The following is a 17423-nucleotide window of genomic DNA, read 5'->3' as shown; positions in this document are numbered from 1 at the left end:
CTTCCAAAGCTCCTTTTGCAGCTTGTTTGGTTGGCGCATCATAAATCTGCTTCATGTCTTTAGAGAATTCCTTTTTATCTTTCCAAACTACATAACGGGCTGAGTTACGGATTTGATGTACCACACAGATTTGTGTCTGCGATTCGGGGAAGACGTTTTTAATGGTTTGGGTAAAACCATTTAAGTTGTCGGTAGCAGTAATGAGAATATCTTCCACACCTCTGGCTTTTAAATCCGTCAATACGCCCAACCAGAAGCTGGCACTTTCATTCTTGCCCAGCCACATCCCAAGAACTTCCTTTTTACCGTCTCTGTTTAGGCCTACAGCCAGATAAATGGTCTTATTGATGACCTTAGAGCTTTCACGGACTTTAAACACGATACCATCCATCCAAACGATTAAGTAAACAGGTTCCAGTGGACGGTTTTGCCAAGCAACAATGTCATTGGATACTGATTCTGTAATCCTGGATATAGTAGAGGTAGATACATCAAAATTATAGACTTCTCTTATCTGTTCTTCAATATCGCTAACACTCATCCCTTTGGCATAAAGCGATATGATGACATTTTCCAATCCATCAGCCATACTTTGCCTTTTGGGGATTATCATGGGATTGAAAGAAGCTTCTCTGTCTCTTGGAATCTGAATTTCTGATTCTCCAAAAGAGGTTTTTATTTTCTTTTTGGAAAAACCATTACGAGAGTTCGAAGAGGGAGATTTCTCATGCTTGTCATACCCTAAATGAGAATCCAATTCGCCATTAAGAATAGCCTCTAATCCACGCTTTTGTAGTTGGGCAAGAAAACCATTTAGGTCTTCGCCGGTTTTGAACTGTTTTAAAAACTCTTCCGATAATAAATCTTCTTTTTTCATAAGACTGTGTAACATTTAAAATTAAACAAAAAAATAATGGGGTTTTAAAACCCCATTATTTTTTATACTTTATAGACTCTCCTTTATACTGATAATTTTATTATTACTAAGTTCAAATGATATCCGTCTATATTGCAGAACATGGCTATTATCATTGTCAGCTGAAGTTGGATAATACTTTACCCCAATTTCAATAATTGGTAATCGTATATCCCAAGATGACCTAATCTTAAAGTTTTTTGCACATAGATCTTGATTTTGAGAAACGATATAGTTTTTGAAATTTTCAATCCCCTCAAATTTTTCGCTTACTTGCCAATTAATTCTTTTTTCAAAGATTACATTTTGGTCGAGATTTTTAAGTATTTCTTCTGTTTTAGATTTATTACATGAGTTAATAAAATCCCTTACAATTTTTCTGGGGATTTTATGGAGTTCCCTTATTTTTTTCTTTTGAAGTGCAATATGTTCTGCAAAATCTTGGTTTACCGCTTTTTGCATTTTATAATAACCATATTGAAATGCCTCAGATGGTGATTTATAAAGATGGTCTTTAAATATATCTGCTTTATTACTTTCGTTTTGAGTTTTGAAATCATCTAAAAGTAAGAAACCTTTTTCTCCGGTTGAATTATCTATTCCATCAACTATATTGATGAAATATTTTTTTATATCCTTATTAAACAAAATTTTTATCTCCGGATTAAACCGTTCTGTTTTTTCAACTGTTTTTTTGATTGATTTTTTAATTAAATATTTTGTTTCATCTAATGGATTTTGAATACGTCTTCCCCAGCCATCTGTTGATAATTCACACTGGTATCTTGATATTATTAATCTTATTTCTTTTCTGCCTTTTTCAAGGTCATCGGTAAACTCGTATTCTGGAAAACAATTGAGTATTTTATCATCTAATTCCCATTCTTCATAATCGCTTTCAAATCGTATCTGATAGTAGCTTTCATATTCAATCATATAAACAGGGAATTGAATTTCTGAATCAATAATACTTTCCTTTATAATATCAATGTCAGTTTTTCGATTTACCAATATTGTGATTTGGGTTTCAATCATTGAAAACGTTCGTTTTTAGCATGGAAATAGTGATAGTATATTTTTTTAAAATGGAACATCAGAATCTTCCAAATCATAATTTAATAAACCAAATGGATTTTGATTTGTTTCATTATTTTCTAATACATTAAAAAATTCATTAATAATGTCTTTTGCTGATTTTGGCTCACTCTCAATTTCACTTTGAATTGGATTCTCAGGAATACTTTCTAATGGGGTAAATTTTAAATTTATTGAATCATCGGTTTGTGACCAACCTCCATACAAGTATTTGACTCCTGCTTTTAAAACAATATCGTTTTTTAATATAAATGTTCCTGAATAATCGGGTTGATTTTGTTTAGTTTTATTAAGTTTTTTAGCTAGTGAAAAACTTAAAGAATCTTTGGCTTCCATTTTATAGTTTTTAGCGATTACATTTTCAACTCTTTCATCAAAGCAAATATTTAAAACGGTTTTATTATGATGCCTTTCAATTATTATTAAATTTAATCTTTCTAGTTTATTGAAAACTGACCAAGTTGATTGACAGTAAAAATCGTTTTTAAAAATATTTTGTTTTATGTTTTTTAAAGTTTTATTAGCAATGATTTTTTCATAAATTTCAAATTCATTTCTATTCAATTTCTCCCAGTTTTTTTCATTAAATGATTTATTGAATATGTTTAATCTATTACTTATTTGATTTTGTTTTTCATCATTTATTATTTTTATGCTCTGTTCTTTTTGTATTTGTTTACAATTTTCACATAAAATTTCCCGAAAATCGCCTTTTAGTTTCCCTCTTGTTTCAATTTTTTCAAAATATTCTATTCGACATCTTTCACAAATTTTAGATTTAAAAAATGTGGAATGATTTTTTACTAATTCAGTAATTTTAAAGCTTGTTAAGCTATATTCTTTAGATAAATTATTTACTTTATGGATAAATTCTCCGTTTTCATTCAACCAATATTTATTCAAAATTTCTTTTGATATTGCATCAATTTTTTCTGATATATTTAAGCGATTTTCTCCCATATCTAGTTTACTTTATTGAAAAAACCCCTCTATTTTTGTCTTCCATTGACCATTGTACTTGATGTACTTTTCCATCAATTTGGTCAAGCAATAAAAAATTGTACATATTTTCTGTAGGATAGAGAGTAAATCTACCATTTATTTCATTTTCCTTATTTACAAGTGGTAGCGAATTCAAGATTAATTCTCCACTCCCTCCGTCTTCTTTAACTGTAAAATGTACTTGCCACATTTTACCATTTCGTGTATCCAATTTGATAAAAGTCCAATAATTTTTTGTGGGAAATAATTGGTAAACAGTGTTTTCTGAAATCTGTTTTTGTTGAATTGTACTACTTTGTTTTGTCTGAATTTGAGCAAATGAAGCAATAGAAAATAATACAAAAATCAGTGTGATGAATTTCGTTCTCATATCGTCTTTTTTAGATGTCTTATTTTAGTGCTGTTTAATTTATGCTGCTAGTGGTAGGCAATTTTTCATTTAAGTAGTCCATTAATTTTCGTAAGATATTCGTCTCGTTTTTCTTCCCATCTTGAAATGTGAATTGGTGTTAAGTTGAAATGAGTTTCTAACACGCCTTTAAATGAATTTAATTGGTCTTTGTCATTCATTTTAAAACCAAGTGAATTTGGGAATACCCCCTGAACGTTTTTAAAATCAAAAGGTGGAATTAAAATAGGTATTTGTTTGTTGGACTTTATCCAAACTGCACCCATTTCGCAAAGGCAAACAGGGCTTTTGTAAAAATTATCACTTAAAACAAAAAGCGCAAACACATTGTCTTCCAATTCTGTTTTTAGTCTTTCAAATATGTTTTGTCCAAGGTCAACACCATATGCTGGGTGAGAAGAGAAAAAAAATTGATTGTGAGAGACACCAATATTTTCAATTAAATCAATAAGTGGTTTGATTTTCTCCTTGTCTTCTGAAGAGTGGCTAATAAATAATTTGCTCATAATTTTATTTTGCGTTTTGCTTTGTTGTTGAAAAGTGGTGGTTGGTTGGTTGTCAATGGGCAATAAATCCGTGTTTTGTAAATTCTGTGTCTGATCTATTGCTGTTTTTAAGTGTCCAAGTTGTCTTGGTAAACAATAAAGAACTCTATTTCGTTTGTCCTGAAAAGAGTTCTTCTCAACGTAAACATTTCCTAAATAATTTGAAGCTCCCGAATATATTTGAAATAACTGTTTTTGAACATATGCTTTGTCTAAAATGTCAGTATTTATCATATTCCAATTATCATACTCAATTAAAAAATCATCGAGTTCTTTCATATTTGAAATACTATCAATTTTAAGTAAAAACCCGTCTCCAATTTCTTTTTGTTCTCCTAAAATTTTAATGAGTTTATCTTTCAGTGTTTCTGTTTGATTGCTCGTTTCAACGTTGTTTATGATTCCATTTTGTTTTGCTTCAATATGGTCTAAAGTCTTTGCAAATTCGGTCCATATGAAAGTTCGCCTTTCTTTATAAGTTGAAAATTGTCCTTTTATATATTGCCAAAATTGTGCTACTGTTCTATTTGTTTTCACAAAGTCCGGAAGAAGGTCTTTAATTTCATTATTGCCAATCAACTCTGTTCTCGATTGTTTAAAGTTCCCCTCTTCTTCTGAACGATTTCCACTTGTGGCAATGTCAATTAATAAGTTTTGAAATGATTCTATTTTTTCTTGTAATTCTGTCATTGTTGTTGTGTTTTTTGCTTGCCACTAACTCTTAAATACAAGCAAATATATGCGATATTTCTTAATAAATCAGTAATTCATCAGACAGCTATGCTCACGATTATAAGAACTAACTAATCACCTTTATTTTACTGATAGTATTTTTATGAACTAAATTATCAGTAGTTTTAGCCTTCAAAATCTTGGGTATGATTAAGAAAAAAATGAGGATAAATTCCAATTATTTTTTGGGGAGGGTTACAATAGTACTGAATAGGATTAATGTGACTATATAATAGGTAAAAATAAAAAAAGCGTGCTTTAAGCACGCTTTTTTTATTGTAAATAGTAAAACAGGTCAATCCCAACCCCAATTACCATTCCTAAAATTCCCAAAACATCCTTATATCTGATAATATTTGTTTTGGCAAGATATTGAGCAAATCTTTCGGTATCCCTTACTAACAGGATACCAAATAATAATATTGGTATAAATTTAATATTTGTTTTCTTTCTTCATTGTGTAAATGCTACTTAGCTCTTTACTTTCTTTCATAGTTAAGAATATTAGATTTTCAAGCTTCTCAGACTCTTAAATATAATACTGCATTATTTTTTTGCCAGTAATTGCACTTCTTCCGGAGTAATATCAACTAATTTGTAAGTAGGGACATTAGCAATAGCCATTTCATCCAAAATATCCACCATATTTTTATAACTTGCCTTTTTACTCATTTTGATAAGTACAATTCTATCGTCTTTTCCTTCATTTGAAAGTGTTGATTTTAATCGTAATAACTCCTTGCGGATACCATTTACACCGTATTCAAATTCTTTAGGCTTTTCCAAAGGAGAAGACAATAGGCCAACATAACTTATGACTTTATTGTTACCTCCAACTAATATGGTAATTGCCTTCTCAGCATCTTTTGGATTTAAACTGAATTTTTCTTTTTGAGTTTCACCATCCTCAACTACACCAAGATCCATTGATTGTGGCATTGATAAAGTGGTTGTAAGAACAAAAAAGGAAATCAGTAGAAAAATAGCAGCACATACTGCAATCAGGATAATCCAGATTTTTTTTGATTTATTGTTTTCTTTTTTCATTTGTAAACACTAATTAGTTTTTCCTTTACTCAATTTTTCAGCAAGTTCCATAGCATTAAACACATTTAAAACCCTTCCCGTTTTTGACAATTCTGAAAACGAAACTTTTTTGTTTAGTGTTGGTACATTTACCTCAAAATCGATCTTTGTTCCTGATTCCAATATGATTTGTTTCACTTGTTGAACGGTTAAGTTTGGATAATAAGACCAAATCAAAGCCGCTGTACCGGAAACCATTGGCGCCGCTAACGAAGTTCCAGAATCAAAGTCATATTTGCTTTCCTCTATAGTCGTATAAATATCTTCCCCTGGTGCAAATAAATCAACATTCTTTTTTCCATAATTAGAAAAGGGAGACACCATTTTTTCCCCGTATTTACTATTGATAGAGCCTGTATTAATAAAATTACCGCTTACTTCCTCTTGGTTATCATAATTATAATCATTCGGATAGAAAGGGGATTCATCAATATTAATTCCGTCATTACCCACTGCATGTACCAAAAGAACATTATGGCTTTCAGCATACTTAAAGGCTTCTTTAATCCAGTCTTTGTGAAGCGAAAAATTTTTACCAAAAGACATATTGATTACTTTAGCACCGTTATCCACCGCATAGCGGATTGCGGTAGCAATATCCTTATCATGTTCATCGCCTGATGAAGAAACATGCAAGGGCATTATAATTATATCATTTGAAAATCCACTTATCCCGATTTTATTTTTTCCACATGCTCCAATTATTCCTGCAACTCTGGTGGAATGTTCATTGATTAACTGAATGCCGGGAATATTGGCACCAATCTTATTGTTACCATATCCGATTTCTAATTGATTAGGATTGTCACCTATTTCTCCTCTTTCTTTAAAATCAATGTTTAAATTTCTTTCTATAACGGAATCCAATTGTGCTTTTTGTCCTTGAATATGTTCTAAAGTTGTGTGTCCAACCTCAAAACTTGTTCTCATATAGTCAATTAAAGCACCTAAGTCTTGGTCATTGTTATCTCTTCTTTGTCTAAAGGTTTTATCATTTGTTTTATACTTTTTGTAAAGGCTGTCCAATTGTTTATAAGTATAATTTTCTTTAGGAAAAAAATATTTTAAAGTGTCTTTCACTTTTCCATAGACACCAAGTTTAAATACTAAAGATTTTCTCCAGTTTTTATAAAATTTATCTTTAGTTTCATAGAGTTTGAAGGCTCTTTGATACTCATCATAGTTTTCAAGTTCAGCACTTTGAACATCTTCTCTTTTTACATTTTGAAATTTATTGCCTTGTTCTCTAATAATACGAACGTATTCATAATTCTCGTAAACCATATAGCCTCCTTTTTTGGTTCCAAGAAAATCCCAGCCATTTATGTCATCTACATAGCCGTTTTTATCATCATCAATTCCGTTATTGGGAATTTCTTTTTTATTGACCCAAATTACAGGTTTTAAATCTTCATGATTCAACTCAATTTGTGTGTCCAATACCGCAACTATGATCTTTTTGGCTTTAGTTGTTTTTCCTTTTTTTAAATCATGGAATTTATTTAGAGAGATACCTAAAATTTTATCTTGTTCGAAGTCTTTTTTGTACCAGTCTTTTAGTGTATTTTCCTCTTCAGCTGTCTTTTGAGAATACAAACTAAAGTTTATTATGGATAGTAAGATTATGTATTTAATAGAATTCATAATTAAGTATTTGATTTTGTGTTGAAACAAAAGATATGAAACTTTATTAAAAGATAAAGTTTCATATCCATGTCATAAGGAATTATTTTGTGCAGTCAGCTGAAGAAGATCCACCTCCTCCGTTGCTACTTCCTCCAGTAATGGTTAGGTCATGTGTAACTGTAGGTGGCGCATCATTACCACCTCCTTTAATCGCTATTAAATTGTTTAACTCCATTACACTGAATTTCTCAAATTGTAACCTTTCTTTTTTGTTTTTTTTCATGTCTATTTATATTTGATTTTGGCAAATGTAATTATTTGTGATTTCCATAAACCTTGAAATTAGTATCAGGTTCCCTGAATTAATAAATTCAGGGTCGAATTCATTGAATTCATGCGCTTTCCTTCATTTTTTTTAATTCATTAATAAAGAAACTTGGTTTCAATTTCATTCTTTTTTGGAAAGCAATTGAAAAAGTATCTTCGTTATTAAAACCAAAATCTGTTGCAATTGCTTCAATCGTATATTTTAAAAATTCGGAGTCTTGTTGTAATTCAAGCACACATTGATCTATACGTAAATCGTTAATATAATCACTGAATTTTTTCTCTTTATAGCTGTTAATTATTTTAGACAAGTAAACGGTATTGGTATTACAATCTTTTGCCAAAGATTGTAATGTAATACCCTGTTTGAGATATTTTTTTTGACGTTCAAATTCCTTGAGACTTTTTAAAATACGTACTTCAACATCTTTTGCAATATTTAATTCTTTACTTTTAATCGTTTTAGTTTCTTTTAAAACAGTATCCTTTTTTTCAAGTGTTGGTTGTGTTTTATTGTCATTAATGGTTATTTTTTTCTGGGTGTCAATAATGATTTTTTGAAATCTTTCTTTGTATATTTTCTTTAGTCTGTATTGATAATACAATAATCCTAATACAGCAATTATTAATATTATTGAAATTATCAGGAAAAGCGAATTGTTGTCTTTTAAGGATTCAATCAATGCTTCTTTTTCCTTGAATAAATGGGGGATATCATACTCCTTTACAAGTAATTTGTACATGTTATTATGACTTTGCTGAAAAGCACTGTCAATACTGATGTACTTAGTTAAATATTCTAATTGTTTTTTATTATTACCTGTTTTTTTATAATATGAAATTAGATAATGATACCCACCAATTAATTCAGGGAACATTATTTTTTCCTTTTGGTGAATGGAATCTACTTTAATGAAGTTTTTTAACGCTTCATTTGTATTGCCTTGTCCTTGATTAATTTGTCCTAAATAATAATAAGAAGCCATGATGTTTGCTTTATCATTATTTCGTTTTAAAAAAGGTAGAGCTTTTTTGATACTGTCTGATGCCGTCCTATAGTTTTTTGTCAGAATCTGATTGGCTCCTTCGTTTAATATGAACAAATTTAGAAACTGTTCGTTATTTGCTTTCTTTGTTTCTCTGTAGCCTAACTTGTTGTAATAAGTAGCTGAATCGGTTGATTTTAACGCTTTATATGAATCTGCAATCCCGAATATTGCTTTTTGATAAATCGTTTTTGAGTAATCTGTTTTAAAAGCATCTCCTTTTTTATAGTGATTGAATATCTCTTTATATATATTAAGTGCTTCTTTAGTTTCTCCTAAACTTTCTGATTTTGTAATTGCGACATAATATCGGGCTACATAATAATCATCAATTCTTTTTTTACTCATTGCATATTTTTCGGCAAGTAAATAGTTCTGTAAGGCTTCTTTATATTTAAACTGGCTTTCTAAAATAAACGCTTTTTCGCAATAAGCTGAATTTGGAAAATTTTCATCATCTGTATTAATGGAATACTGTATGACAGAATCTAAATAAATTAATGCTTTATCCTTTTCATTTACTAAAGAATGAAGGTAATATCCTCTAATGATTTTATTGTTGTTATTTTCCTTCTTTGCTTTATCCAAAAATGCTTTTGCGTAAACCTTCTGTTTTGATTTATTATTTGCATTATCAAAAAACAGTTTTCTCAATTCATCATAGCCATCTTTTTTAACTTCCTTTTGAGCAAAACTCATTGAAAAAGTAAGACTGAATAATATTAAAATAAAACTCTTTGAACCCATACTCTGTTTTTTTGAATAATTAAAAATCGTCTGCAAACATATTAAAAAAAGCCATTTGTAAGAAATGATTTATTAATTCAAAGCGAGGATTTATTAATTCAGGGCGATGATTTATAAATCCAAGACAGTATCATTTGTGATACAATAGAAATGGGTATAGCTTTGAAGTAACAGAAATGAAATTCTACTCAATTTCTGAATCCCTTTTCTTTCATAATAAACTCCCTACTAAGAAATTCTAATAAAAAAAATCATTAAGACAATGAAGAAATCTTTTTGGGGCTTATCTGAAGCTTTACACTATCAAACATTCAATTACCATTATTTAAACAACTTTAAAATTAACTATATGATACGATTATTATTTACAATGATGCTCTGTAGCAGTATCAAATCGTTCGGTCAAGATCAAAAGATACGTTTTGATTATGACACAGCCGGGAATCAAATTACCCGGGAATATTGTTTAAACTGTTTTACCAAAACAGAAATTAAAGACACAGGTCAATTGACAGATTCCGATTTGACAAAGTTTGTTCCTGAAGACAGTTTTGCCTATTACCCCAATCCTGTCAAAGAAGAACTTTACCTGAAGTGGAACAATTCACTTGAAAGTAAAATTTCAAGTATAAAGCTCTTCAGCCTGAATGGTTCACTACTCAAAAGTTTTGACCATCAAGAAAACTCCATAAGTCAGAATATTCACTTCGGTAATTATCCAAGCGGGATATATTTCATAATACTGGCTTACAATACGGGAGGAGAAAAGAGTATCAAAATCATTAAACAGTAGCGGTATGAAATTGAAAATTTTACTAATAATGGCATTGTTTACCAATGTCTTATTTTCGCAGAATTTCCACGACACACAGGGTAAACTGGATATTTCAAATAATGGTCAGGCAAATTTCACATTACCAATTGCTTTACCGCCAAGTATCAAAGAAGTTGGGCCAAATATAAATCTGGTTTATACAAGCGGTCAAACTTCAGGTATTGCAGGACAGGGGTGGGAAATCAGTGGAATATCAAATATTTCGAGGATTTCAACCCGAAAGGACATTGACGGTTATCGGGATGGTGTTGATTTCGATTCGGACGATAAGCTATCCCTCGATGGCCAACGATTGTTATTGAAAACGGGAACTTATTGGGCTGATGGCTCAACCTATGAAACTGAAGTACAGAGCAACAACAAAATTGAGTTAAAGGGTTCGGGTTCTTCAATGTATTTTATAGTGACAACACCCGACGGCTCCCGCTCTTGGTATGGGAACGGAACAGGAACAAGCGGAACCGATGCGACAGCATTTTACATCGTAAGGTCAGAAGATGTAAACGGTAACTTCATCAATTATCTTTATTCAAGACAGGAAAACAAAGGGCTTTGTGTTAGGGAAATCCGCTTTAGTGGGAATAATTTAACTAATCCGGTTGCCTTGAATAAGATTGTATTTACCTACAAATCATCAGCCAGACAGGAATCTGCTTTTATAAAAGGCCAAAAATTTGGTAAAGTTGAAATACTCGATAAGGTTGAAGTGTTTACCAACGAATTGTTATTTAAAAAGTATCAGTTGGCGCATTCTACTGATGCACAAGGTTATCAGCGTGTGAGTCAAATACAGGAATTTAATGGAGCTTTGGAAGGAGCAAACCCAATTACTTTCGAGTATAAGACCACACCTGAAACCGTTACGGAAAACGCGACTTCTTATACTGATGCTTTGGATTTATCAAAAAACCCGGATATGTCAGGCGATTTTGACGGTGACGGAAGACTGGATTTTATTGCAGGAAAAAAATTATACACAAAACTATTTCAGGGAGCTGGAACTACTTACGAGTTCCCTTATGAGTGGAGGTCAGATTTAAAAAGGGTTTTGTTTACCGCAACTACACTAACCAATAACAAACTGAACCAAAAGCAATCAGTAGTTAAGGTTGATGAAGCACTTAACAATATCACTTTCAAAATCTATAATCTTGAAAACGGAAGCATTCAGAACAACTATTCAAAGACCGTTGTAATGGATAATATCGGGTATTGCAGCGATTTATGTACACCTGAAGACTTAGACCAAAATGGGAATCCTATTCCCGGTTCAAACTCCCGTTGTGAGAGTCCGACTTACATTAAAAAAAGTAACAAATATCTGGAAGGAGATTTTAACGGGGATAGTGTGTCCGATGTACTGGTATTAAGCTATGATGACAAAAAAACATTCAAATATGACCCTGATGTAAATGGTTCGGAAGTAGGTAGAAACGAACAATCTAACATTGCCGACCCCTCAGGTAGTGAATGCTACTGGCACAAAGAAGTTTCCGAAACAATCAAGGAAGCAAGGATAGTCGATTTGAACGCATCAAGCCCATCTGAAGACAATACTTTTGGTAATTATGGACTTACTTCTGCCAATATCCAATTATTGCAAAACGGTGAACGTTATGTGATGGATTTTAATTCAGATGGTAAAGCAGATATATTGATAATCGACAGGGAAAAGAACTATCGTGTACTTACGTTTAAACAATTGACAGTTGCGCCTTGGGCTGAACTGGAACTTATCGGTCAAGGAACTTTAGATACTTATGACGTAAGAAAGCAAATCCTTTTCGGGGATTTCAACGCCGATGGTAAAACTGATGTGATGCTTCCTGATTCAGTTGAAGGCTGTTCAGAATGTGATTTATGGCATATTTATTACAGTAACCCGAATCCTGCGGGCGGTTCATTCTTTACAAAAGAATCTCATAATATCACCGCATACAGACCGACTTCGGGTACTTCATACGATACACAATGGCATACCAGTACGTATTACACAATGGATGTTAACAAAGACGGTAAAACGGATTTGGTAAAAGTATGGACAAGTTTATGGCAATATGACCCGTTTTGGGATCCGAAAGATATTGATTCCTCTTGGAGGGTAAGTACTTACCTAAACAATATTGGATTAAACGGGACTTTTACGAATAATTACACTTCACCTTCTTCTCACGATACCGATGATAATTCCAGACCAATCCCAATGGCAGGAAACTACAAGTATAAAGGATTGGACAGTGATTTATTGATGATTCGTTTTCACGGTGGGGAATCTTTCAGTAAAACGATTACTTACGTTGATTTCAAAAAAGATTTTTCGGAAGACAACCTAATCCAAAAAATCACACAATCAAACGGGGCAATTGTTGACGAAATCATTTATGATGAGCTGACCCCCGCAGAAGGGACAAATGAATTAGGCTACTTAAATGGTTTTTATTCTTCAACCGAAAGCCTACAATATCCATTAGTTGAGTTAAAACAAATGCCAAGTAACAAACTGGTAAAAAAGCTAAAAAACATTTCGGCAGGTGTAGAAAAATTTCAAGATTTTCAATATCATGGACTAGCATTAAACCTTAACGGTATTGGTATGATTGGGTTTAAGAAAACTGCCCGCTCGAGTTGGTATAAAGATGGTTTAGGAAAAAAGACTTGGAGTGTTACCGAAAATAATCCAAATGCAAGGGGAATGATGGTAAAAGCGTTTACCCTTTTATTAGACGGAAATCAATTTCTCAATTTCGGTACAAATTATACTAACTTAATCAGTAAAACTGAGAATACTTACACCGAAAATACAGACCTAACCAGTAAGCGATATTCTATATTATTGGATAAACAAACCACAACGGATTATTTGACCAACATCGTAAGGGAAACTGTTTATAATTCCTATTCCAATGATTTCTTATTGCCGTTACACGTTACCAATAATAATTTTGTGGGGAATGTATTGCATGGAAGCACCACGACAATTACCGCTTATGATAATAACCCTTCCGGAACAGGAAACAATTATTATATCGGAAGACCAAATGAAATCACTACAAAGAAAATGGTGTATGTAAATACCCCAACAGGTAGCACGGATACAAAGACAAGCAATATCAAGTATTCTTATACCAATGGGAACCTGACTCAAACTGAAAAGAAGTCAAACAATTCGACGGAAACCATAGTTGAGAAGTTTACCTATTTCACAAACGGACAGCTTCAAAGCAAAACCATAAGTGCAATCGGAACAACAGCGGCAAACGCAGTTTCACCGCGGTCAACGTCCTATACTTATGATTCTTCTAATCGTTTTATTAAAACCACAACTGACCCTGAAGGATTGGTTACAGAAAATGTAACTTACCATAACTTATACGGTACAATCTTAAAACAAAAGAATCCTTTCGGACAGATTACAACCAATGAATGTGATAATTGGGGTAAAAGGACTAAAATAACCGACTTCTTAGGTAAAAGCATCAATTACACTTACACACGAACTGGGAATATTTACAACACCACCCAAATCGGCGATGATGGCAGTAGTGGTATGATGGAAAGTGATGCACTGGCCAGACCTATCAAAAAAGGTGTAAAGGATATTAACGGAAATTGGGTGTATTCAAATACTGAATATGATTTCTTAGGAAAGAAACTAAAAGAGAGCGATCCTTACTCTACTTCTTCACCTTCATTATGGACTGTTTTTGAATATGATGTATATAACCGTCCAATTAAATCGACAGCTCCAACAGGAAAAATAATAACTACAGCGTATAACGGGCATACCGTTTCCGTAAATGACGGAACAATGTGTAAAACCAAAACGATGAATGCCAATGGTCAGGTTGTTTCAGCAACTGATTCGCCAGGCGGAACAATCAATTATAGATTTGATGCCAATGGTAATTTGATTGAATCCGATTATCAAGGTATTAAGATTAATGTTCAATATGACAACTGGGGAAGAAAGGAAAGACTTACCGATTCTTCGGCAGGAACTTATACCTATTCGTATAATGCTTTCGGAGAAACAAAAACCGAAACCACGCCTAAAGGAACTACAACCTATACGTTAAATCCGGTTGGAAAGGTACTTACAAAATCGGTTGTTGGTGGCGGTACATCAATAACGAGTACTTATACCTATGACCCGACAAATAAGTGGTTGACCAATATTGCAGTTGCTAACCCGAATGATGGAGACAGTAATTATACTTATACGTATGATGCAACCACAAAGTTTTTGAATAAAACGGTTGAAACACTATATCCTGTTAGTTCATCAACTCCATTTGCAACCTTTACAAAAGAACTGACTTTTGACATTTACGGAAGGGTTTCAAATGAAATTTCTTCTGCATCATCACACGGAAAAGCCAGTTCCAAGACTATCACCCATACGTATAAAAATGGTAAAGAATGGCAGTTATTGGATAATGGTGTGATTAAATGGCAAGCCAATGCGGAAAATTCCCGTGGACAGTTAACCAGTGCCATACTTGGTAACGGTATTGTAATTGCCAATACGTATGATGCCTTTGGTTATGTAACGCAAAACAAGCATCAATTAGGAAATGTCGATGTAATGACTTTGAACAATGTTTTTGAACCGATTCTAGCTAATTTAACCAGTCGTACCAATAGTTTATTTGATACACGAGAAAACTTTACCTATGACAGTTTGGACAGGTTGACAAGTTGGGATGGAGCAGGTGCCAATCTATTAACATTACCTTTCAATTCCACAACTGAAGGTTTTGTATTCGATGGTACAGCCACAACCGGTTCTGCAACCAATTCAGCAGGAACTTTAAAACTGGTTTTGAAAAACACTTTTGTATCAGCAAGCAAACCTTTGAATCTCGATTTAAAAGCAGGTAATAAACTGAGAATAAAAGCAGATATTACAGGTAAAACGGGTACTGATGGTGTAGTTGTCAATGCCATTATGGTTGAAACTGACCCAACCAATGCAACCAACTTGGTTGAAATTCCCTTAGGAACAATAAACAACGGTGTTTTTGACAGTAATTATACGATTAGTGATTTTGTAACCAGTCCAAAACTTACTTTAAAATTCATTGTTGATGAAAACAGTCCTAACGGTTCAAATGGTGGCGGAGTGGTTCCACCAAATGCAACCTTTAATGTGGATAATTTGAGAATTGATAATAATTCAATCAATGTTCAGAATTATGATGACAGGGGAAGAATTACAGAAAATAATCTTGGTCAGTATAGCTATACTAATACGAGCAAGCCTTACCAAAATACGTTTATAACTCCAAGTACTGAAGCACATAAATATTACACTGCGCGTCCTTTGCAAAGTATCTCATATAATGCTTTTAAAGCACCGATACAAATTGAAGAGCAAGGCGTAGATAAAATCAGCTTCGGTTACAATGCTATGTTGCAAAGAAGCGTGATGTATTACGGCAGTACTGATACAGATAAATTCAAACGACCGTATCGTAAATATTTCAGTGCGGATGGAAGTATGGAAATAAAGGCAACCTTTACAGCCGGTAATTTCACGACGCCAACAAGTATTGAATTTACAACCTATGTTGGAGGTGATGCTTATAATGCCTCAGTTGTGGTAAAAAGTGACGGTACAAACCAAAATTATTTTTACCTGCACAGGGATTACCAAGGCAGTATTATGGCGATTACCAACGCTAATGGTGGTATAGTTGAAAAGAGATTGTACAATCCGTGGGGTGAAATTCTTAAAATACAGGATGGAGCAGAAAACAACCTGAGTAAATTGACATTCTTTGACAGAGGTTACACTGGGCATCAGCATTTGGAAAGCGTTGGACTTATTCACATGAACGGACGTTTATATGATCCTAAACTCCACCGATTCTTACAACCGGATAATTTTGTGCAAGACCCTTACAATACACAAAGTTTTAACCGTTACGGTTATTGTTGGAACAATCCGTTTAAATACACAGACAAAAACGGAGAGGAATTAGTTTCGGCGATTTTGATTGGAGCGGGAATTGCTTTTGCGGCTTATTTGACAACTAATTTAGTTAACGGAACTCCAATAACATTGAAAGGAGCTTTAATGGCAACGTTTGTCGGAGCTGTTAGTGGAGCGGTAACCTTTGGTATTGGCTCGTGGACGCAGACAATCGGTAATTTTACCCTCAAGGCGACTACTCAGGCCCTTTCCCACGGAATTTTCCAAGGAACTTTAAGCGGTTTTCAAGGAGGCGGATTTTGGACAGGTGCTGCATCTGGAGCGTTAAGCAGTATCGCAAGTAGTGCTTTTTCAGGTGGAACAAATACCAGAGTATTAGACGGTAAAAGATATAATGTTGCTGGAACCGGTTGGGCAGGAGCAGGAAAGTTTGCTAAAAGTGCTTTTGGAATGATTTCTTTTGGTACGGTTATGGGAGGTGCAGGAGCCGCTCTTACAGGAGGTAATTTCTGGAAAGGAGCAGTAACCGGTTTAGTGGTTTCTTCATTGAATCATGCAATGCCACATGGTGGAGATAACGGAATCGAGGGTACAATATTCAAGGATCAACAAACTCTTGAAGGAAGTTGGGGTAGAATACTATGGAATAATGTATTTGAAGCTTCATTATCTGTAGATTATGAGTATATTGTGTCTAAAAATGGGGCAGTTTCAGTAATTGAAGATTCTGTTAAAGTTGGTGAACCTGTATTGGATAATGTGTATAATCCAGTAGATACTTATAAACCTAATTATAGATATACTACTAAAATTGAACCTTTAGCAATGGTAACACCAAATTCTAAAAGTATAATTGCAGTTAGAGCATATTCGACTCAAATAGGTATTAGTGCTGGTGTTTTAGGCATTCCTGTGGGATTGGTTCATCAAGCCTATGAGTTTGCAGGGTCTGTAGATGTAGGAAATCCAAACAGATCAACTCTACATATAACGGCATATGGAGACACACGATATTATTAATCTAAATTAAACTATTATGAAAATGTTGTTTAAAGTACTATTAAAAATTATTTTATGGTTTTTTATTCTCTTATTAACCTTACTTGTAGCACATTTGATAAT

Annotated in this window: 11 protein-coding genes; 2 read left to right on the top strand and 9 right to left on the bottom strand. The window is 33.1% G+C overall.

Annotation, left to right across the window (positions count from 1 at the left end; all coding sequences use genetic code 11):
• The 9 genes from NAT51_RS03725 to NAT51_RS03685 form a co-directional block, all read right to left on the bottom strand.
• On the bottom strand, positions 1 to 877 hold an 877-nt coding region (locus tag NAT51_RS03725), incomplete at its 3' end, for an IS256 family transposase (RefSeq protein ID WP_250595405.1).
• A gap of 69 nt (positions 878 to 946) precedes the next feature.
• Positions 947 to 1951 (bottom strand): hypothetical protein, encoded by a 1005-nt coding sequence (locus tag NAT51_RS03720; protein WP_250595404.1) that lies wholly within the window; start codon positions 1949 to 1951, stop codon positions 947 to 949.
• 45 nt (positions 1952 to 1996) lie between these two features.
• A complete protein-coding gene (locus NAT51_RS03715; protein WP_250595402.1) occupies positions 1997 to 2971 on the bottom strand; it encodes a hypothetical protein in 975 nt (324 codons plus the stop codon).
• Between the two features lie 7 nt (positions 2972 to 2978).
• A complete protein-coding gene (locus tag NAT51_RS03710; protein WP_250595400.1) occupies positions 2979 to 3383 on the bottom strand; it encodes a hypothetical protein in 405 nt (134 codons plus the stop codon).
• A gap of 65 nt (positions 3384 to 3448) precedes the next feature.
• The gene (locus NAT51_RS03705; RefSeq protein ID WP_250595398.1) at positions 3449 to 4657 is read right to left on the bottom strand and encodes a toll/interleukin-1 receptor domain-containing protein; all 1209 of its coding nucleotides are present in this window, start codon (positions 4655 to 4657) and stop codon (positions 3449 to 3451) included.
• Positions 4658 to 5245: 588 nt separating this feature from the next.
• Entirely contained in the window at positions 5246 to 5746 is a 501-nt protein-coding gene (locus NAT51_RS03700) for an ExbD/TolR family protein (RefSeq protein ID WP_250595396.1), read from the bottom strand.
• 9 nt (positions 5747 to 5755) lie between these two features.
• Positions 5756 to 7429, bottom strand: coding sequence for a S8 family peptidase (locus NAT51_RS03695; protein ID WP_250595394.1), 1674 nt, complete (start codon positions 7427 to 7429; stop codon positions 5756 to 5758).
• Between the two features lie 82 nt (positions 7430 to 7511).
• Complete coding sequence (locus NAT51_RS03690) at positions 7512 to 7694, bottom strand: hypothetical protein (RefSeq protein ID WP_250595386.1); 183 nt, start codon at positions 7692 to 7694, stop codon at positions 7512 to 7514.
• Positions 7695 to 7803: 109 nt separating this feature from the next.
• Positions 7804 to 9531 carry a helix-turn-helix transcriptional regulator gene (locus tag NAT51_RS03685; protein ID WP_250595384.1) on the bottom strand — a complete coding sequence of 576 codons (1728 nt, stop codon included), beginning with the start codon at positions 9529 to 9531 and terminating at the stop codon, positions 7804 to 7806.
• Positions 9532 to 9880: 349 nt separating this feature from the next.
• Here NAT51_RS03685 and NAT51_RS03680 point away from each other — a divergent pair, with 349 nt between their 5' ends.
• Together NAT51_RS03680 and NAT51_RS03675 are read left to right on the top strand one after the other, a co-directional pair.
• On the top strand, positions 9881 to 10324 hold the full coding sequence (locus NAT51_RS03680) for a T9SS type A sorting domain-containing protein (RefSeq protein WP_250595382.1): 444 nt from the start codon (positions 9881 to 9883) through the stop codon (positions 10322 to 10324).
• Positions 10325 to 10328: 4 nt separating this feature from the next.
• Positions 10329 to 17321, top strand: coding sequence for an RHS repeat-associated core domain-containing protein (locus NAT51_RS03675; protein WP_250595380.1), 6993 nt, complete (start codon positions 10329 to 10331; stop codon positions 17319 to 17321).
• The last annotated feature ends 102 nt before the right edge of the window (positions 17322 to 17423 follow it).

The organism is Flavobacterium amniphilum (genome assembly GCF_023634845.1).
In the GTDB taxonomy this organism is placed as follows: Bacteria; Bacteroidota; Bacteroidia; order Flavobacteriales; family Flavobacteriaceae; genus Flavobacterium; species Flavobacterium amniphilum.
This window is presented reverse-complemented; position numbering and strand designations above follow the sequence as displayed.